The organism is Mesorhizobium bavaricum (genome assembly GCF_056781655.1).
The window spans coordinates 2,957,215-2,975,967 of record NZ_CM165566.1 but is presented as its reverse complement, the minus strand read 5'-3'; the positions used below and the strand labels follow the sequence as shown (position 1 = coordinate 2,975,967).

The following is an 18,753-nucleotide window of genomic DNA, read 5'->3' as shown; positions in this document are numbered from 1 at the left end:
GCCGGCAAGATGGCCCTGCGGAAATGCCGTCGGCTAGGTTGCCGGCGGCCTTCAAGAACTGCATCGCGACGCCTCTGGCCTAGCACCGGGCTGCGGAACCAACGCCGACAGACACGCAGGGCACCCTTAGCCCGCAAAGGCGCAACTCGGTACACGAGGGACGACCATACCTCTGCGGAAACAACTTGAAGAAACGCTTCGCTACCCATAGCATGCCTTCCCCTGGCGAAATCTGATCAGGAGGTCAATGGGATCGGTCGGGTTTTTAAGCCAGTGCAAAGTAGGGAGGATAATTATGGCTTCCGAAGTACAGGCAAACAATGGCGTTAACGTCGAGGCGCTGCTCGGCGCACGCGAAGCTCTTACCAACGCCCCGGAGGCTGCGCAGTTCAAGTGGCGCGCGGCCTGCGAATGGAAGGATGGCACCCACAGCCACTCGACGGTCGAGAGCTTTTACGGTCTCGGCCAGGACCAGCATCGCAAGACCACCTTCACATTCGATGCCGACCATCCGGAGGTCTTCGCTTCCTTGGATCAGGGCGCCACGCCTGTCGAATACGTGCTTGTCGGGCTCGCGAGTTGCCTGACCGCCGGCATCGCCGCGGTTGCCCAGAACCGGAACATCCAGTTGAAGTCGGTGAAGGCGACCATCGAAGGCGACATGGATATTGCGGGCATACTCGGCATCGACAGCGACGTCCGCAACGGCTTCAGCGGCATCACGGTGAAGTACAACATCGACGCCGACGCCAAGCGTGAGGACATCGAGGCTCTCGTCGCTCAGTCGCAAAAGCGGTCGGCAGTCTATGACATTGTTACCAATCCGACGAACGTCACGGTCGTAGTGAATTGAAAGGCGCTTCGAGCCGTAGACTCTCCTGATGAGAGGGCGTGATTAGTTCCGTCACCACAGTGATCGTCGGTGCAGGGCACGCGGGGCTCGCGATGAGCCGCTGCCTCGCGGAGCGCTCGATCGACCATGTGCTGCTGGAGCGCGGCGAGATTGCCCATACCTGGCGCACGGAGCGATGGGATTCGCTGCGGTTGCTTACCCCGAACTGGCAGAGCCGGCTGCCGGGCTTCCGCTATGAAGGCGACGACCCTGACGGCTACCGCACGATGCCCGAGGTGATCGATTTCCTCGGGAACTATGCCAAGGCGATCTCGGCTCCGGTCAGAACCCACACGACCGTTACCTCGGTTCGCAGCGACGGAGCGGGATATCTGGTGCGCACGGACCGCGGCGAGTGGCGGTGCCGGACCGTGGTGCTGGCGTCGGGCGCTTGCAACATCACGCGCCTGCCCGATTTGGCCGCCCGCGTGCCGCGGTCGGTCACCATGCTGACGGCACAGTCCTACCGCAATCCGGGCCAGGTCGCCGACGGTGGCGTGATGGTGGTGGGCGCGTCGTCGAGCGGCACCCAGATCGCACAGGAGCTGCAGCGTTCGGGGCGTCAAGTGACCTTGTCGGTGGGCGAGCACATCCGGGCGCCCCGCGTCTATCGCGGCAAGGACCTGGAATGGTGGATGGATGCCGCCGGCGTGCTCGACGAGCGCTACGACGAGGTGGACGACATCAGGCGGGCGCGACGCGTTCCTTCGCTGCAGCTTGCCGGCACGCCCGACCGCACCACCCTCGACCTCAATGCGCTCGACGACCTCGGCGTCCGGCTCATCGGTCGTCTCGCCGGCATCACCGAAGACGGCAAGGCCCAGTTTGCGGGGTCGTTGCGCAACATGTGTGCGCTTTCCGATCTCAAGATGGCCCGGCTGCTCGACCTCATCGACGATTGGGCGTGCGCCAACGGCCTCGACGCCACGGTCGGGCCGCCGGATCGCTTGCCGCCGACCCGTGTCGAGGACAACCCGCCGCTCGGCCTCGACCTCGCCACTGGCGCGATCAGGACGATCATCTGGGCCACCGGCTACCGGCCGGACTACTCCTGGCTGGAGCTGCCGGTCCTCGACCGCAAGGGCCACATCCGTCACGACGGCGGTGTAGCGGAACATCCGGGCCTGTACCTGATGGGGACGCAGTTCCTGCGCCGCCGCAAGTCTGCGCTGATCGACGGCGCTGGCGACGACGCGCGTGATCTCAGCGATCATCTGGCATCGTATCTCGGGCAAAATTGAAATCTGCTGGCAGGATCAACGTCGGACCAAAGGAACAGGTTGGTTGCCGCGACAGCGCCGAATTCTATGCCCCTGCAATCATATTCCCAAGTGCAGCTTTGGCTTCCAGAAGGGGCGGAACAACTCAATCTTGGGACAGCGGTTCATCACCACTTTCAAGCCCGCTTCCTCCGCCAACTGGGCGGCAGCTTCATCGCGCACCCCAATCTGACCCCACAGAACCTTGGCATTGATTGCGATGGCCTCCTGTGCAACTTCCAACAGATCTTCGGAGCGGCGAAAAACCTCAACCATATCCACCGGCCGGTCGATGGCCGCCAGTGATGCGTACACCTTGAGCCCTCGAATTTCATCCAGCCCGGGACTGGGGTTGACCGGGATCATGTCATAGCCGATTTCGTGCAGCACCCTGAGAACACCATAGGAAAACTTGGTTTTGTCGGGGCTGGCCCCCACCATCGCGATGGTTTTGACCGATTTCAGAATGTCTTGCAGATAAGCCTCCGAATAGGGCTCATCATGATTCATATGGGTCATTTCTTTGCTTCCAACGGGGTCGCAATATCGGCTTTCAATTCATGAGCGGCCAGCGGGTCAAGGAAGGGGTTGCGGTAGAGCTTGTCGTGACTCTCAACACCGACCTCCAGCGTGCAGTCGCTCATAGGGCGGGCGACGCAAAGGATTATATAGCCATTATTGATCTGGCGGTTGTTCAGCGCCCGCTGCGCCTTTTGATCGACTTTGCCGCTGATTATTTTGGCCGCACAGGTTATGCAGCCGCCATACTTGCACCCATACGGCAGATCCACGCCCTGCTCGCGCAAGCTTTGCAAGAGGGGCTTGCGGTGATCGACGTCAAAGGCCGCACCGCCTTGATTGGCGAGAGTGATGGTGAAGCTGGTCATACCCAGATGTCACTCGTGCAATCACCGCCGGGATAACGGGTTTCGTGGCAGCGGCTTGGTCCGTTTGGTTCCTTGCCAAAATCAACAACGAATAGCGGATCGATTTCCATGCCGCCGTTTTCCGTATCGCAATTGACCATCAGCATGCATCCGCCATTGGTGCGGATTTCCGGATAGAACTGATTATCCCAGGTCGAGAAGAGTGAGGTCGTCACATAGAGGCGCTTGCCGTCGAGGCTGAGCTGTATCATCTGAGGCCCGCCAGTCACTTTCACGCCATTGACCTCAGGCGCTCGGCCGAGAAGACCGCCCATCCACACTTGCCCCGTAAGCTTGGCATTGTGAGGGTCCGAGATGTCATACTGACGGATGTCGCCGTGCAACCAGTTGCACAGATAGAGGTATTGATCGTCCATACTGAGCAGAATGACCGAGATCACGCCCGGTATCGGGATCGGCCATTCGGGGTGCGGCTCATTGTCGACATCGACAATTTTTTCCCACTGCCAATCACCCGCCGCATCCTTCCACCAGTGGATGATATTTGCAGAAAGGGCCGCGCCGACAAAGCCGTGACTGCTGTCGGGGTTATGATGGAAGCGCACTTCCAGTGGGATCAAGCCATCCTCACCGAGATAGAATGTTTGCTTTGGCTCCTTCTTTTCAAAATCCCAGAAATGGATCTCTCGGCCATATTTCAGATGGCCAACCTCTTCCAGGTCAAAACCAGGCATGAAGGTATTGGGCGCGGCCCACTCCGAGCTGACCATCACGTTGTGTCGCGGCTGGTACCAGAAATCATAACCAAACTTGATGCTGCCCATGGAGTTTTCCCAACGGCCGACAATCTCGAACTCCTTGCTGAGCTGTAAATATCCGCCGGGGGCATTGCCTTGAGCGTCGCCAAGCATGGAAATGATGATGTCCGAGCCGAGGCAATGCACCGTGTGTGGTGCCGACAAGTTGGTCCTGGCTTTGATTTCAGCGCCGTCTATGACCTTGAATAGTGTCGGATTGCGGGGATCGGTACCGCAATCGACAATATGCAGGTTGGACGAGCGCACACCCGGCACAATCAGATATTTCCGCTCCATGCGCGCATCGCCATGGCACGACGAACAGGCATTCCAGCCGGAGTGATGAAGCTCATCGCCAATGCCCGGCATTTGCAGACGTGAAATCACCTGGCTGTAGGTCGAACTCTCGGGGTCGACATCAATGGTACACAGATAGTCCGGCTTCTGAATGCCCGTGCCAGTGTAGATGGCAATCGTATAGAGCAGCTTTTCGCGAGGTGCCCTCATCGCCTCGGCTGGAGAAGCATAGCCCGGTCCACAGCAATGATTGGTCATGGGTACTTCCCCAATTTGAACAGATCACTGGCCAGCCCCAACGGGGTCAAGCTGGAATGTTAGTGCATGCTTGGCATTGGCGCTACAGCCGGGGTGGCTCGAAGGTCCGCCTCTGGCCTTCAGAGCCTCGAAGCCGCCCATCCCCCTGTCGGCCCAAATGCTACCGGGCGGCAATGCGCCAATCCCGGTCGTTCGTGGCGCAATCCGAAGCGGACATTCCATTTTACGGGCTCGCAGGCGGGCAAAGCCAAAGCGCCATGTCGCGGAGTACGACCCTGACGAACTTGTACGCCATCCTCGCGCGTGATATCGATACTCATGCGTGGACTGTTGACACTTGTCGTGTTGGCGTTTGCCGCGACCAATGCAGCGGCGGGCGAGGTGCTGTTCGACGCCATAGCTGCCGGCGACAAAGTGGGTGTCGAGCAAGCTCTCGCGAGCGGCGCCGACGTTGACAGCCGGGCACGCGACCAAGCAACCCTCCTCATCGCTGCTGCGCTCGACGACCAGCCCGCAATTGCGGAATTGCTGGTGAGCAAGGGCGCCGACGTCATGGCCCGGAACTCGGGCGGCTTCACCCCGCTTCATGCGGCGGCCTTCTCGGGCAGCCTGCCGATCGCCAAGCTGCTGCTGGAAAAAGGCGCGGTGCTCGAAGATGCTGCCAACAAGGCGGGTGCTACGCCGTTGTTGGTGGCCGCCGAGGAAAACCGCGTTGAAGTGGCCGAATTCCTTATTGCGAAAGGTGCCGATGTAAACCACCCCGAGGGCCATGGCTACATGCCGATAACGCGCGCATTCTGGAAGGGCAACACGGATATCATACGACTGTTCAAACGCCATGGTGCTACCTGCCAAGCCAAAATCCTTGGCGAGGCGAACGCGGCGAAGTGCGCCGAGATCCACGATTGATGGAGGATACAGATGAGCACGATGATCAAGTCACGACTGGTTCGGAATTTGGGGGCGGCTGCCCTGGTCGCGGTAGCTGCGGTCGCCGGCGCGGGATCGGCCTGGGCCGACGATTCGGTAAACACCGGCTATTTCGGCGGTGTGGCGATCATGGGCTACGACACGGTCGCTTACTTCACCGACGGCAAGGCCGTGAAGGGCTCCGAAGAGTTCACTTATGACTGGCTGGGGACACCCTGGCATTTCGCCAGCAAGAAACACCAGGAAATGTTCATGAGCGAGCCGGTCAAGTACGCCCCTCAATATGGCGGCTACTGCGCCGGCGAAGTCGTGGGCGGAGGGGTAACGGTCAACGTCGATCCCGAGGCATTCAAGATTATCGACGGCAAGCTCTACCTGATCTACGACGTCGGCAATGCGGACACTTTCGCCGCCCATGCGGATGAAGAAATACCGAAAGCCGATGCCAACTGGCCGAAGGTCGCGGCCAATTTGGAGCTCGATAAGTATCACTGAGACACGCGCGCGCGTCTACTGAACCACCGTGAAGTGAAACACCTTGCTTGTATTGGCATAGGAGTAGCCTTTGCCGGTTTCGTCATTGCGCCTGTAGACGTGACCGCAGTCGGGGCGCCCGAACAGGTTCTCGCTCTGCTCGCACAAGAGATCGCCATCGACGTAGACGGTCTCGGTGACCAGCCGCGTCGTCGAGCGGAAAGCTGCCCTGCCGTCGCTCCCGATCTGAAGGAAGGCTGGTTGGAGACCGGGTTCGATCTGGCCTTGCAGTGTATGGCCAATGACGAGGGACGCGATCTCAGCACCCTTCAACTGGTCGTGTTCGTCCGGGGTAAAGCCGAAGCGCCATTGGGGTAGGCCTGCTTGGCGCAGTGCGTTGACGAGAATCGCCAGATCCTGCGGGTTCCGGAAATGTGCGTGAGTCATCTGCCACCCAGCCAAGGAGTCCACGTAGCTGGACCCCGCTACGAGGCGGAGCCCATCGGCGATTGCGGCTTTCGCATCCGGTAAACGGCCCCCGCGGACATACGCCGCGGCGAGCGTAAACCGAAAGTTGCCAACCGTGGGCGCATCGTCGCGTGTGCGTTCGAGAGTCGCGATCGCTTTCTCGACATTCCCTTGGAGAAGAAAAACCAGCCCAGCAGCTTCCCGGTTGATGGGTGAAAGATTGGGATCGAGCCTGAGCGCCGTCTCGACCGCGGCGGCTGCGTCGGCATGATTGCCGGCGTATGACTGAACATATCCAAGGGCTGCTTGCGCCTCTGCATCGCCCGGACCGATTGAAACAGCCTTCTTGGCAGAGGCAATCGCATCTTCGTAGCGGCGATTGACGACTTGCATGATACCGAGAATTGCATAGGGCGATGAAAGGTCCGGCTCGAGTTCCAGAGCTCGGCTTGCCTTCTCATAGGCTCTCTTTCGTGCTGGCGCGCTCTGCATGATGTCGTTGAACGCCTCGCGCCAGACATAGACGGTCGTGCGCGCGTCGGCCGCGAAGGCTTCGGCGAAAGCGGGGTCGAGCTCCTCCGCCTTGTCGTAGAGCGTGAGCGCCTCCCGCAGCCCGGCCAGCAGGACGCTGCGTGACGCCGTCTCGGCCTGTAGATAGTAATCGTAGGCCTCGAGATTGTTCGTCGGCGGGCGTGCCATTCGTTCGCTCTCCGCCGCCGAAGCCCGGATGCCCAGCGCCTTGGCGATCTCCCGGCTCATCTCGTCCTGGACACTGAACACGCCAGCCATGCCGCGGTCGAACCGGTTGGCCCACAGATTGTCGCCCGTGGCCGTATCGATGAGCTGGGCATTGAGGCGGATCTGCTCGCCGGTGCGGCGGACGCTCCCCTCGACGACGAAGCGGACGCCAAGGTCGCGCGCGACGTCCGCCAGCGCGGCAGGCTTGTCCTTGTAGGCGAACACCGAGTTGCGCGCGATGACGTCCAGACCGGAAAGCTTGGTGAGGTCGGTGATCAGATCTTCGGTGATGCCGTCAGCGAAATAGTCCTGGCCTGGATCGCCGCCGAGGTTTGCAAACGGCAGCACCGCAACCGATGGCCGCGATGGCACCGAGAACTTCTGCCATCCGAAAATGCCGGCAATCGCGGCAATTGCCAGGGCCGCGGCGCCTGCCAGGATCATGACGCGCGGGCCCGGCCGGTGGGGCGCGGCCGTGACCCTTCCCGAGGCCCCGGGATCGAGCAAGAGGCGATAGGCGCGAACCGGATCGGCGATGTTCTTGAGGCGCTGCTCGCCGAGACTGGCAAAGCCGACATCCACCTTGTGCACCGCGTGGTCGAATGCGGTTCCGGAGATGCAGATTCCGCCTGGCTCGGCCGTTGCCTCCAGGCGCGCGGCAATGTTCACGCCATCGCCATAGATGTCATCGCCCTCAACGATGACGTCGCCGAGATTGACGCCGATGCGAAACCGGATCTGCCGGGCATCAGTTGTGCCCTCGTTGCGCTCCGCCATTCGGCGCTGGATCACGGCAGCGCACTGGACGGCATCGACGACGCTGGCGAACTCGACGAGCGCGCCGTCGCCCATGAGCTTGATAATGCGGCCGTGGTACTCCTTGATCGCCGGGTCGATCAGTTCGCGACGGCAACCCTTCAAGCGTTCGAGCGTGCCTACCTCATCCTCGCCCATGAGGCGGCTGTAGCCAACCACATCGGCAGCAAGTATCGCGGTAAGCCTTCGCTCCATACCTGCCTGCGCCCTCCCCGGTCGATCAAGCGGCTTTGCTGCAGCCTAATCTAGTCCCGCCTCCGACGCGAGCGTGCGCGACCGACGCGTGCATCTACTGAACCACCGCGAAGTGGAAAACCTTGCTTGAGTTGACGAAGGAATAGCCGCCGCCTCCATCGTCGCGGCGTTTATAGACAGGTCCACAGTCGGGGCGCCCGAACATATTCTCGCTCAGCTCGCACAAGAGGTCGCCATCGACGTAGACGGTCTCGGTGACCAGCCGAGTCGTGGAGCGGAAGGCCGCCTTGCCGTCGCTCCCGATCTGAAGGAAGGCTGGTTGGAGACTGGGTTCAACCTGGCCCTGCAACGTATGGCCCAGCACCAGCGAGGCGATCTCCTCGCCCTTCAAGCGGTTGTGCTCGTCGCCGGTGAAGCCGAACGGCCATTCGGGCAAGCCCGCCTGCTGCAACGCGTCGATGATGAGAGCCAAATCCCGGGGATTACGGTATTGGGCACCATTGACCCGGTATGCGGACAATGAATCGAACCCCGGCGTCGACATGGAACCTAGTCCCTCGGCGACCGCCGCCCTCGCATCCTGCAGGCGGCCGGCGCGGGCGTAAGCGGCACCGAGGGTAATTCTGAAATCTCCGACTGACGGAGCATCGTCGCGAATGCGTTCGAGCGCCTCGATCGCCTTGTCGTTGCTACCTTGAATGAGAAAGACCAGACCGGCAATTTGCCGGTTGATGGGTGAAAGGTTGGGGTCGAGCCTGAGCGCCGTCTCGACCGCGGCGGCTGCCTCGGCATGATTGCCGGCGAACAGTTGCACGTATCCTAGAGCTATTTGCGTCTCTGCATCGCCGGGGCCGAGTGCGACGGCTCGCTCGGCCGAAGCGATGGCTTCCTCGTAGCGGCGATCCACGACCTGCATAATGCCGAGAATCGCATAGGGCGACGAAAGGTCGGGGTCGAGTTGCAGCGCACGGCTTGCCTTCTCATAGGCGCGCTTGCGCGCGGGTGCGCTCTGCATGATGTCGTTGAACGATTCGCGCCAGATATAGACCGTCGTGCTTGCATCCGCCGCGAAGGCTTCGGCGAAAGCGGGGTCGAGTTCCTCCGCCTTGTTGTAGAGCGTGAGCGCCTCCCGCAGCCCGTCGCGCCGGCCGGTCCGTGCTGTCTGCTCGGCCCGAAGGTAGAAGTCGTAGGCTTCGAGGTTCTCGGTCGGCGGGCGCGCCATGCGCTCGCTTTCCGCTGCCGAAGCCCGGATGCCCAGCGCCTTGGCGATCTCCCGGCTCATCTCGTCCTGGACACTGAACACGCCAGCCATGCCGCGGTCGAACCGGTTGGCCCACAGATTGTCGCCCGTGGCCGTATCGATGAGCTGGGCATTGAGGCGGATCTGCTCGCCTGTGCGGCGGACGCTCCCCTCGACGACGAAGCGGACGCCAAGGTCGCGCGCGACGTCCGCCAGCGCGGCAGGCTTGTCCTTGTAGGCGAACACCGAGTTGCGCGCGATGACGTCCAGACCGGAAAGCTTGGTGAGGTCGGTGATCAGATCTTCGGTGATGCCGTCAGCGAAATAGTCCTGGCCTGGATCGCCGCCGAGGTTTGCAAACGGCAGCACCGCAACCGATGGCCGCGATGGCACCGAGAACTTCTGCCACGCAAAAATGCCGACAATCGCGGCAATTGCCAGGGCCGCGGCGCCGGCCAGGATCATGACGCGCGGGCCCGGCCGGTGGGGCGCGGCCGTGACCCTTCCCGAGGCCCCGGGATCGAGCAAGAGGCGATAGGCGCGAACCGGATCGGCGATGTTCTTGAGGCGCTGCTCGCCGAGACTGGCAAAGCCGACATCCACCTTGTGCACCGCGTGGTCGAAGGCCGTGCCCGAGATGCAAATACCCCCAGGCTCGGCCATTGCCTCCAGGCGCGCGGCAATGTTCACGCCATCGCCATAGATGTCATCGCCCTCAACGATGACGTCGCCGAGATTGACGCCGATGCGAAACCGGATCTGCCGGGCATCAGTTGTGCCCTCGTTGCGCTCCGCCATTCGGCGCTGGATCACGGCAGCACACTGGACGGCATCGACGACGCTGGCGAACTCGACGAGCGCGCCGTCGCCCATGAGCTTGATAATGCGGCCGTGGTACTCCTTGATCGCCGGGTCGATCAGTTCGCGACGGCAACCCTTCAAGCGTTCGAGCGTGCCTACCTCATCCTCGCCCATGAGGCGGCTGTAGCCAACCACATCGGCAGCAAGTATCGCCGTAAGCCTTCGCTCCATACCTGCCTGCGCCCTCCCCGGTCGATCAAGCGGCTTCGCTGCAGCCTAATCTAGTCCCGCCTCCGACGCGAGCGGGCGCGACCGCAATCCGGAGGATGTCGGCGCCGGCTTGGCCGAGTGTCCGCTTTGGAGACGCCGAAATGCCGTGGGAGCGACCGACTCGCAAAGCCATTCCTGCCCAGCGCCGCTTAGGGACTTCAGCTTGGACCGGCTCCATCACATGTAGCTGCCGCCTTGAGCGCTGCGGCGCGGTGAGCCCTGTCTAACGCTCCGATCCGTCGAACCGACGCGTAGAACCGTGGATAGTCGCCCGAACACAAGTCGAACAAGCGGAGAAACGTCGCCACTTGATCACTGTAAACGGAAGTCGCGGCGAGTTTCGCGTTGTTAATCGGAGCATTGAACCAGACATCATATCCCCGGTATCCACCCCAGCGCCTGTCGCGCATCTCGCGGTAGCGCGTCCGCAGCCGCTCGATCGCAGCTGTCTTTGCGGCCCGCTTCTGGTTCGTGGTACCCGCGTTGACATAGATATGCGCTAGCTCGTCCCGGGTGTGCGACAGCAGCGCAAGAAATTCGGTCTTGCGCTTTCGATCGGCCTCGTAACGGCGCAATCCGGCGGTATCACCAGCCGCGCGCAGCCATTTCCTCACGCCGGTTGTTTCGACGGCAACAGCGAATGCCTCGTTGAATGCGGAATCGTCGTTCACATAGACGCGCTGGTGGGCCAGCTCGTGGAAAACCAGCCCTGCAAGATGCGTTTTATCTTGGCTGAGCATCGTGCTTAGCAGCGGGTCACTTGACCAGCCAAGCGTGGAATATGCAGTGATGCCCGTCACATAGACGTCCAGGCCCTGTCTTTGAAATTCGACAGCGGTTTCAATCGCAGACCTTTTGGAGAAGTATCCTCGGTACGGAACGCATCCGAACACCGGAAAGCACCATGTTCGTGGCGTCAGCGAGAATTCCGGCGCAGCGAAGATGGCCCATGTCACCGAGTCCCGACCAACGTCAACATAGCTGCGGTAGCTATTGTTATCCGGCAGCGCCAGTTCATCTGTCGCAAACTGCCGTATGGCGCTCGCCGATACCATTCGAGCGCGTAGTGCCTCAGGGGTCGAAGGATCGTCGATCAGCTCTCCGACATCCTGGCGCGCCGTCATGATCTCCACATGACCCTCCAAGGATTGCGCGTAGTAGGAAATGCTGGTGCAGCCTGTCACGCCGGACATCACGATCATCGCGGCAGCCGAACGAAAAAATGCACGCATCACGGTTTGCCCACAGCACTGCTCACACGTCCGGATAGGGCAAATGTCGCAACTACGCCCGGTCCCAAACAGTCGCACCAATTTGTTTGAGGTCCGGGATGGGTTTATGTCAGACGTTCGTCCTCGGCAAGGTTGGCACAATCTGGTCACTCGCTGCCAAATTGCCGAATGTCCGTCATAGGCCGACTCGGCGGCACGCGAGCTGTCCGCCTGGGAGGCCTTTTTTCCTCAAGCTTCCGGTCCGCATCCCACCAAAGAGAGGCACTTCCTATCGTTCGTTTTCCTATCGGATTTCCGGGTTTAACCCGGGCTATCGTACGTTGACGTGACCGCTCTATGCCGAGACGGGGGTCTCTGATCGGGCTATGGTGCTCGGCTGGACAGGGAAGGACGGAATGAGCGAGTCCCGAAAGCTTGCTGCAATCCTGGTCGCCGACGTCGTTGGCTACAGCCGGCTCGCCGGCGCGGACGAGGATCGCATTTTGGCGCGGTTGCGGGCACTTCGAAGCGACCTGATCGATCCCACGATCGCCGTTCATCATGGTCGCGTGGTCAAGCGTACCGGGGACGGAGCCCTCGTCGAGTTCCGCAGTGTGGTCGACGCGGTGCGCTGCGCCATCGAGGTGCAGACCGCCATGCTCGAACGCAATGCAGGTGTTACGCTCGAGCGCCGTATTGAGTTTCGCATCGGAATCCACATAGGAGACGTCGTTGAGGAGACCGACGGCGACCTCATGGGTGACGGCGTCAACATCGCGGCGCGCCTGGAAGGCGTCGCTGCCCCCGGCGCCATCTGCCTTTCGGAGGATGCCTATCGGCAGGTCAGGTCGAGGCTCGACCTCCTGGTCAGCGATCTCGGCCAAACCCAACTCAAGAACATCGCCGAGCCGATGCGGATCTATTCGCTCGAGGTCGGCGCCTCGGCGAAGGCGGGCGCTGTCACGCCCCTGGCCGCGCCCGTCCGACCTACCCCCCCGATAGGGCTTCCAGAAAAGCCTTCGATTGCCGTTCTGCCATTCACGAACATGAGCGGCGATCCCGAGCAGGAGTACTTTGCCGATGGGGTCACTGAGGACCTGATCACCGCGCTGTCGCGTATTCGGTGGTTCTTCGTGATCGCCCGCAACTCCTGCTTCGCCTACAAGGGGAAGTCCCCGGACATCCGCGCGGTGGCCCGCGAACTCGGGGTGGCATATGTGCTCGAAGGCAGTGTGCGCAAGGCAGGCAACCGCGTTCGTGTCACCGCGCAATTGATCGAGGGCGCCTCGGGCAATCATGTCTGGGCGCAACGCTACGACCGGGACCTGGAAGACATCTTCACCGTCCAGGACGAGATCACAACGACATTGGCCGGCGCGATTGAGCCGGAACTTGGCCGGGCCGACCGGGAGCGGGCAAGGGCCAAACGCCCGGACGACCTGCGAGCATGGGATCTTTGCCAGCGCGGCTTCTGGCACATCTACAGACGTACCGAAGCGGACCTTGCACAGGCGCAGCATTTTTTCCGCCAGGCGATAGAAGTCGATTCCGGCCTGGCTCGTGCCTATGCCGGTGCCGAGGAAGCCTGTTTCTTTCAGATCATAGGCGGCTACGTCGACACGGTGGATGCGAAAGCCAATGCACTTCGGTTGGCAGGGAGGGCAGTCGAACTCGACGGCCAAGACGCGTTCAACCGCTACGCTCTCGGACGAGCGCTGACGATGGTGCGTCGCCACGAGGCGGCCATTTTTGAGCTTCGCAAGGCGACCGAACTGGATCCAAGCTTTGCACAGGCCCACTACGCGCTCGGCATGGCGCTCTCCACCAGCGGACACCCGGAGCAAGCGTTGCCGCATATAGACATCGCGATGCGACTCAGCCCGCAAGACGCATACTATGGCCAGTTCTTGCTGCGAAAGGCGGAAGCCTGCCTCTTTCTGGGAAGGCTGGATGACGCGGTTGAATGGGCCGAACGGTCACTCCGCGAGCCCAATGTCCAATGGTCGCGGTGGGCCATCTTGTCTGCCGCTCAAGCACACCTCGGGCGCCTGGACGAGGCGCGGCGTAGCGTCGACGGGCTAAGGGCTCTGCGCCCCGATATAGATCTGGCATTCGTCCGCGACTATTGGCCGATCGCGGACATCGGAGCGCTTGATTGCCTGGTCGAGGGTCTACGAAAAGCTGGATTGCCGGACTGAACGCATGATCGCCGATATTGGCGCAAAACCGCTCGCGGTATGCTCGACGCGAAGGTCGGCTTTTCAGCCCAATCACCCCGAAAGGGGATCTTCCGCTGTCGGCCCGTTACTCGCCCGACTTGCCGCGGAATGAGGGGCTCGCGGTAGCTGTCAACCTCCATGTGACGGCGACGGGTGTAACTCGCTGCGCTTCACTCACGGAATATCAAACGTGACAGTGGTGGATGACCGTGACGAGGTCCAGAACGTACCTGCAATTCGGTCGCGCGTCGTAACCCCGATGTCCAACTAGGAAATGGACAGGATCTCGATTTCGCGCTGCCCTAGCTGGACAACGTCGCCAACGGTTTTGCCAATCAGCGCGATGGCAACCGGCGAACCATGCGATATGGAAGCTTGAGACGGGTTGGCCTCATCCTCGCCGACGATGCGGAAGGTCTGAGTGCGGCCATCATCACGCTCGAAGGTAACGGTGTGTCCGAAGGCGATCACTTCATTAGAAGTGGGGACCGACATAAGCCGAGCCGTACGGACGCGTTCCGAATAATAGCGCATATCTCGAACCGGGACCGCCGACTGCCGTCGCCTCTCGTTGACATCTTCCAGCACGTTAGCGGCCTCGAGAGCCTGCTGAGCGCGAGCCAATTCATCCTGCAGCATCTTGAGGCCCGCGTCTGTGACGAGGTTGATCCGATCGGAGATAGGGCGAGCCGGCAGGATCGTTTCCGATGCTGCCTCGGCGCTTTCCTCCTTGGCAAAGGCTACGCTCAATTTGTCGGGACTCCGTGTCGAACACTATTAGTAATCGGATAACCTACAGCCGACAACAAAGTTGCAACAATTTGACGACTGGCTTGGGCAGAAACGGAATGTCCACGAGTGGTCGGTAGCGGCAGCGCTGCTCCCTTGCCTTCAATGCCAGAACCAAACGGTCCTCATTCGGCCTTCAGCGGCGCCAGAAGGGCTTGGCAATTTCCGCATTCACCTCAACCATGGTCAGCCCGATGTCGTCGATCAATTCGGGCGTCTCCCTGGCCATTCTTGCAAGCTGCCAGCGAAAATAGGCGCGCTTGTCCCATGCAGCGATCAGGCTCCTCAAGCCGTATCGGCCCGACGTCCCGGTCGCCACGACCGGCGGTACGCGAAGGTCGAGCTGCACGGCATCGCAAAGCTCGGATACGGTGGTCAGCATAGTTCTCATCCCTTTGCTCCTCGGCATGTGCCCTGTTAGGGGCATGCGAGAAGCTTCCGCCTCAGTCGGCGATCACGCCATCGGCCGGATGCTGTGTTTGGGGTCCTGCATCTGTAGTATTTTGCAGCAGATGCAGTTGAAACCGTGCGGATCCGATGGCAGGAAACCTTTCATGAACCGCATCGCGACGTCTTCACCGGCTGACGCGCTATCGGACCGCGAGCGCGCGGTGGCGGAAAAATTTGCCTCAGGTCTGACCTATCGCGAGATCGGCGAGGTGTTGTTCATCGCCCCTTCAACCGTCCGCACCCATCTCGCCGCGATCTATGACAAGCTTGGCGTCCGTAACAAGATAGCGCTCGCATCGCACTTCAACGGTCCCCAAGCCGCGCAGCCTGACGCATTTCCGTCCTTGTCCGACGAACTGCCGGTGCTCGCGGTGTTCCCGATCGAATGCCTGAATTCCGAAGAACGCTGGCACCGCTTTGCCGCCGGTCTGTCGTCGGATATCACCATCGACCTGGCGCGCTACGCGGATCTGCCGGTCATCGCTTTCCATACCATGCAAGCGCTGGGCAGCAAGCCCGCAGACTTCGCCGCCGACGGCAAGGCGTTGGGCGCCACCTATATGGTGTCGGGCCAGTTGCGCGCCGATGACCGTCGCATCCGCCTAACGATCGAACTGGCCGATGCGCTGAACGGCGTAAGCTTGTGGAGCGATCGCTTCGATCGCCCGATCGAGGACGTGTTCAACTTGCAGGACAGCCTGACCGACAGCGTCATCAATGTGCTGGCCGGCTGTGCTGGGGCTATCGCCACGGTCGGTCGCAACGCCATTCGCCGCAAGCCGCCCGCCAGTCTGCGCGCCTATGACCTCTATCTGCTGGGCGTCGAACAGCACAACACGTTCAGCCGCGCTGGCAATGCCGAGGCAATCAGGCTGTTTTCGCGCGCGCTCGAGCTCGATCCCACCTTGGTAAGGGGTTGGATTGAGCTCGCCTACGCCTATTCGATTCAGTCCTGTCACGGCTTCAGTGGCGATCTGAAGGGAGCGCTCGAGAGGTGGCGGACGGCGGTCGAAAATGCACTTCGGCTTGACCCAATGGATAGCAGCGCCCAGACTTGCCTCGGCGATCTCATGGGGTGCCTGGGCGATTTCGAGGCAGCGGAGCACGCCTACCGGCGCGCTTTCGAATACGGCTCCAATCATGCCGACACGCTTGCGCTGCTGGCTGGCAGCAGGGCGCTGGTCGCCGGCGATCCGGCCGAGGCGATATCGCTCATTGAGCGCGCCATGCGCCTCAACCCGCTGACCCCGCCCTGGTATTTCGGCATGCAGGGCCGAATCCTGTTCGCCGCCGGCAGGCATCGTGCGGCCATCGCATCACTACATAGGGGCACGCCGGATTCCCCAAATATACTGATGTTCCTGGCGCTGGCCCACGCGGCGGTTGGGGAGGGCTTGGAGGCGGCCGGGTTGGCGGCCCGGTTGCATACCGAGTTCCCGGAGTTTTCGGTCGAACGCTTCATCTCCGGCTACCCCGTGACCAACCCGGATGCCGTCAAGGCCATTCGTCAGGCGGCAAAGCTGGCGAAACTCGGATAAGTTGGCGCAGGAGCCGGGTGGTGCGCGCCGAACTGCTTTTCCCCCAACTCGGGCTTAGCGGCGCGGTTGTACCCCAGAAGCGCAGCTGGGACGTCGAGTTCGGACGCCCCAAGGTCGCCGCGTCCGCTTCGTGACGACCTGCCGGCCACAGGAGGGGAAGGCGCCGCGCAATAGCACGGCGCCTGTCGTTCAAGCGCGGCTGGAGGCAGCGACGAACGGATAGTCCGTATATCCCTCGGCGCCGCCGCCGTAGATGGTCTGCTGGTTCACCTCAGCAAGCGGAAAGGCAGTCTTCAGCCGCTCAACGAGATCAGGATTGGCGATATAGGGTCGGCCAAACGAAAAGAGATCCGCCGACCCCTGCGATAGTCGCGACGATGCGCGTTCGACGTCAAAGCCATTGTTCGCGATGTAGGTATTTCCGAATTTTGCTCTAAGGTCTGCGTAGCTGAAGGGAGCGACGCCCTGCAATCCGGCTGTCGCACTTTCAACAACATGGAGATAGGCAATTCCCAACTCGCCCAACTTTTCGGCAATGTAGTTGAATTGTGACTGCGGATCAGTTGAAAAGACCCCGTTAACCGGTGAGATGCGGACACCCGTACGCTCGGCTCCAACCTCCGCAGCCACAGCGGTCGCAACCTCGAGTATCATCCGAGCACGATTTTCGATCGAGCCGCCATAGGCGTCGGAGCGTTCGTTCGAACCGTCCTTGGCAAACTGTTCCAGCAGATAACCGTTGGCACCATGGACTTCGACACCATCGAAGCCTGCAGCAATTGCGTTGGCGGCTGCCCGGCGAAAATCAGCGATGATGCCATGAATTTCATCATGTTCAAGCGCGCGAGGTTCGGACACATCGACGAACGCATTGTTGACGAAGACTTTGGTCGCCGGCTTGATCGCTGAGGGCGCGACAGGCGCTTGTCCATTCGGCTGCAGATCCACATGCGACACACGTCCGACATGCCAGAGCTGCAAAAAGATATGCCCGCCTTTGGAATGCACAGCGTCGGTCACTTTTCGCCAACCGTGGATCTGGGCTTGCGTGTAAATACCCGGCGTATCCTGATAACCCTGCCCCTGCTGGGAAATCTGTGCACCTTCAGTTATGATCAAGCCTGCGGCGGCGCGCTGGGAATAGTATTTGGCGGCAAGGTCACCGGGGACGAATCCGGCGCCGGCTCTGTTACGAGTCAAAGGCGCCATGACGATACGGTTCGCCAAGGTCAGAGTGCCGAGCTTATAGGGTTGAAAAAGGGCGTTATCCGTCATTTTACGTCTTCCGTCTGGAGTTGCAGTCTCTGAGATGTCAGGTTTCGCGCTGGCAGACAGGCAGGCTCTAGCGACACCGGGTGCCTGTCCTCTTGGCGGAACGTTGCCGTCTCGCCACGGCGCTTTCTAAAGGGCAGTGCGGTAGCGTTCTGCGGCAAGGACTTGCGCAAATTCGGGAACCATCGTTTGGCGCGCGGCGTGATACGCATCCCACTGGGTGGCATCGTGCAGCGTTGGGATTGTCACACCCTCGCGCCGGTCGAAGCCGACCATTGCTGCGTCTACGAGTTCGTCTACTTCCATCACGGCCGGGAGCGTGTTGACGTCGATGCCAGCAAGCTCCCAGATTTCCGTTCGTGTCGCCGCAGGCAAGACTGCTTGTACATAAATGCCCTTGGAACCGAGTTCGAGGCTCAGTCCCTGGGAGAGGAACGTCACGAATGCCTTGGTCGCGCCGTAGACGGACATTCCGAATTCCGGGGCAAGCCCGACGACCGAGGAGACGTTGACGATCGCGCCGGAGCCTGCCTTGATGAACCGTGGCGCGACGGCACTGGCGAGGCGCGCAACCGCCGTCGCATTGAGCGCGATAAGCTGGGACAGATCACTGGCAGTTTGATCTACAAATGTCCCTCCTAGGCTCGCACCGGCATTGTTGACCAGGATCCCGATCCGATCATCGTCGCGCAGACGCTTTTCCACAGCTGCAAGATCGTCGGAGTTCGTTACGTCGGCCTGCAGAACATCGACGGCAACGCCATATTCATTGCGGAGCTGTTCCGAGAGAGCCTCCAGTCTTGCCTTGTTGCGGGCGACCAGAACCAGATCATGCCCACGTCGGGCAAAACGTTCTGCATACGCAGCGCCGATACCTGCGGAAGCACCGGTGATGAGGACGGTTTGAGTTTCAGTCATTCTCTTGCTCTCTTTCGATGAGGTGCTATATTGA

The 18,753-nt window shown here is 61.1% G+C and carries 16 protein-coding genes; 6 read left to right on the top strand and 10 right to left on the bottom strand.

Features of this window, described 5'->3' with window-relative positions; translation table 11 throughout:
- Window positions 1-295 precede the first annotated feature (295 nt).
- Both AC1RZR_RS14460 and AC1RZR_RS14455 read left to right on the top strand, forming a co-directional pair.
- Window positions 296-853 carry an OsmC family protein gene (locus AC1RZR_RS14460; RefSeq protein WP_379098600.1) on the top strand — a complete coding sequence of 186 codons (558 nt, stop codon included), beginning with the start codon at window positions 296-298 and terminating at the stop codon, window positions 851-853.
- Window positions 854-891: 38 nt separating this feature from the next.
- Window positions 892-2,133 carry an NAD(P)-binding domain-containing protein gene (locus tag AC1RZR_RS14455; protein ID WP_481828706.1) on the top strand — a complete coding sequence of 414 codons (1,242 nt, stop codon included), beginning with the start codon at window positions 892-894 and terminating at the stop codon, window positions 2,131-2,133.
- 78 nt (window positions 2,134-2,211) lie between these two features.
- Here AC1RZR_RS14455 and AC1RZR_RS14450 read toward each other — a convergent pair whose 3' ends face one another.
- From AC1RZR_RS14450 to AC1RZR_RS14440, 3 genes are read right to left on the bottom strand one after another with little or no spacing between them, the layout of a single operon-like run.
- Window positions 2,212-2,661 carry a CoA-binding protein gene (locus tag AC1RZR_RS14450; RefSeq protein WP_481829063.1) on the bottom strand — a complete coding sequence of 150 codons (450 nt, stop codon included), beginning with the start codon at window positions 2,659-2,661 and terminating at the stop codon, window positions 2,212-2,214.
- Window positions 2,662-2,666: 5 nt separating this feature from the next.
- Window positions 2,667-3,038, bottom strand: a complete 372-nt coding sequence (locus AC1RZR_RS14445) for a 2Fe-2S iron-sulfur cluster-binding protein (RefSeq protein WP_111543472.1) — start codon at window positions 3,036-3,038, stop codon at window positions 2,667-2,669.
- Window positions 3,035-4,390, bottom strand: coding sequence for a selenium-binding family protein (locus tag AC1RZR_RS14440; protein ID WP_481828705.1), 1,356 nt, complete (start codon window positions 4,388-4,390; stop codon window positions 3,035-3,037). The genes AC1RZR_RS14445 and AC1RZR_RS14440 overlap by 4 nt, the downstream gene beginning before the upstream one ends.
- A gap of 318 nt (window positions 4,391-4,708) precedes the next feature.
- On the opposite strand from AC1RZR_RS14440, the gene AC1RZR_RS14435 reads away from it, so the two are divergent.
- Together AC1RZR_RS14435 and AC1RZR_RS14430 are read left to right on the top strand one after the other, a co-directional pair.
- Window positions 4,709-5,299, top strand: a complete 591-nt coding sequence (locus AC1RZR_RS14435; protein WP_481828704.1) for an ankyrin repeat domain-containing protein — start codon at window positions 4,709-4,711, stop codon at window positions 5,297-5,299.
- Between the two features lie 12 nt (window positions 5,300-5,311).
- Window positions 5,312-5,815: a YHS domain-containing (seleno)protein gene (locus tag AC1RZR_RS14430; RefSeq protein WP_477278161.1), complete on the top strand. Its 504-nt coding sequence runs from the start codon at window positions 5,312-5,314 to the stop codon at window positions 5,813-5,815.
- A 15-nt stretch (window positions 5,816-5,830) separates the two neighbouring features.
- On the opposite strand, the gene AC1RZR_RS14425 is transcribed toward AC1RZR_RS14430, so the two are convergent.
- The 3 genes from AC1RZR_RS14425 to AC1RZR_RS14415 form a co-directional block, all read right to left on the bottom strand.
- Window positions 5,831-8,011 carry an adenylate/guanylate cyclase domain-containing protein gene (locus tag AC1RZR_RS14425; RefSeq protein ID WP_481828703.1) on the bottom strand — a complete coding sequence of 727 codons (2,181 nt, stop codon included), beginning with the start codon at window positions 8,009-8,011 and terminating at the stop codon, window positions 5,831-5,833.
- Window positions 8,012-8,105: 94 nt separating this feature from the next.
- Window positions 8,106-10,283: a tetratricopeptide repeat protein gene (locus AC1RZR_RS14420; RefSeq protein WP_481828702.1), complete on the bottom strand. Its 2,178-nt coding sequence runs from the start codon at window positions 10,281-10,283 to the stop codon at window positions 8,106-8,108.
- Between the two features lie 197 nt (window positions 10,284-10,480).
- Entirely contained in the window at window positions 10,481-11,554 is a 1,074-nt protein-coding gene (locus tag AC1RZR_RS14415) for an aminopeptidase (RefSeq protein WP_481828701.1), read from the bottom strand.
- A gap of 395 nt (window positions 11,555-11,949) precedes the next feature.
- Between AC1RZR_RS14415 and AC1RZR_RS14410 the strand changes: the two genes are divergently transcribed.
- On the top strand, window positions 11,950-13,731 hold the full coding sequence (locus AC1RZR_RS14410) for an adenylate/guanylate cyclase domain-containing protein (protein WP_481829062.1): 1,782 nt from the start codon (window positions 11,950-11,952) through the stop codon (window positions 13,729-13,731).
- A 288-nt stretch (window positions 13,732-14,019) separates the two neighbouring features.
- On the opposite strand, the gene greA is transcribed toward AC1RZR_RS14410, so the two are convergent.
- Window positions 14,020-14,502, bottom strand: coding sequence for a transcription elongation factor GreA (gene greA, locus AC1RZR_RS14405; protein ID WP_477270924.1), 483 nt, complete (start codon window positions 14,500-14,502; stop codon window positions 14,020-14,022).
- Between the two features lie 175 nt (window positions 14,503-14,677).
- Complete coding sequence (locus tag AC1RZR_RS14400) at window positions 14,678-14,923, bottom strand: DUF1127 domain-containing protein (RefSeq protein ID WP_481828700.1); 246 nt, start codon at window positions 14,921-14,923, stop codon at window positions 14,678-14,680.
- Between the two features lie 43 nt (window positions 14,924-14,966).
- Here AC1RZR_RS14400 and AC1RZR_RS14395 point away from each other — a divergent pair, with 43 nt between their 5' ends.
- Window positions 14,967-16,529: a LuxR C-terminal-related transcriptional regulator gene (locus AC1RZR_RS14395; protein ID WP_481828699.1), complete on the top strand. Its 1,563-nt coding sequence runs from the start codon at window positions 14,967-14,969 to the stop codon at window positions 16,527-16,529.
- 189 nt (window positions 16,530-16,718) lie between these two features.
- On the opposite strand, the gene AC1RZR_RS14390 is transcribed toward AC1RZR_RS14395, so the two are convergent.
- Window positions 16,719-17,804: an alkene reductase gene (locus tag AC1RZR_RS14390; protein ID WP_477270918.1), complete on the bottom strand. Its 1,086-nt coding sequence runs from the start codon at window positions 17,802-17,804 to the stop codon at window positions 16,719-16,721.
- Between the two features lie 126 nt (window positions 17,805-17,930).
- Window positions 17,931-18,719 (bottom strand): SDR family NAD(P)-dependent oxidoreductase, encoded by a 789-nt coding sequence (locus AC1RZR_RS14385; protein ID WP_481828698.1) that lies wholly within the window; start codon window positions 18,717-18,719, stop codon window positions 17,931-17,933.
- Between the last annotated feature and the right edge of the window lie 34 nt (window positions 18,720-18,753).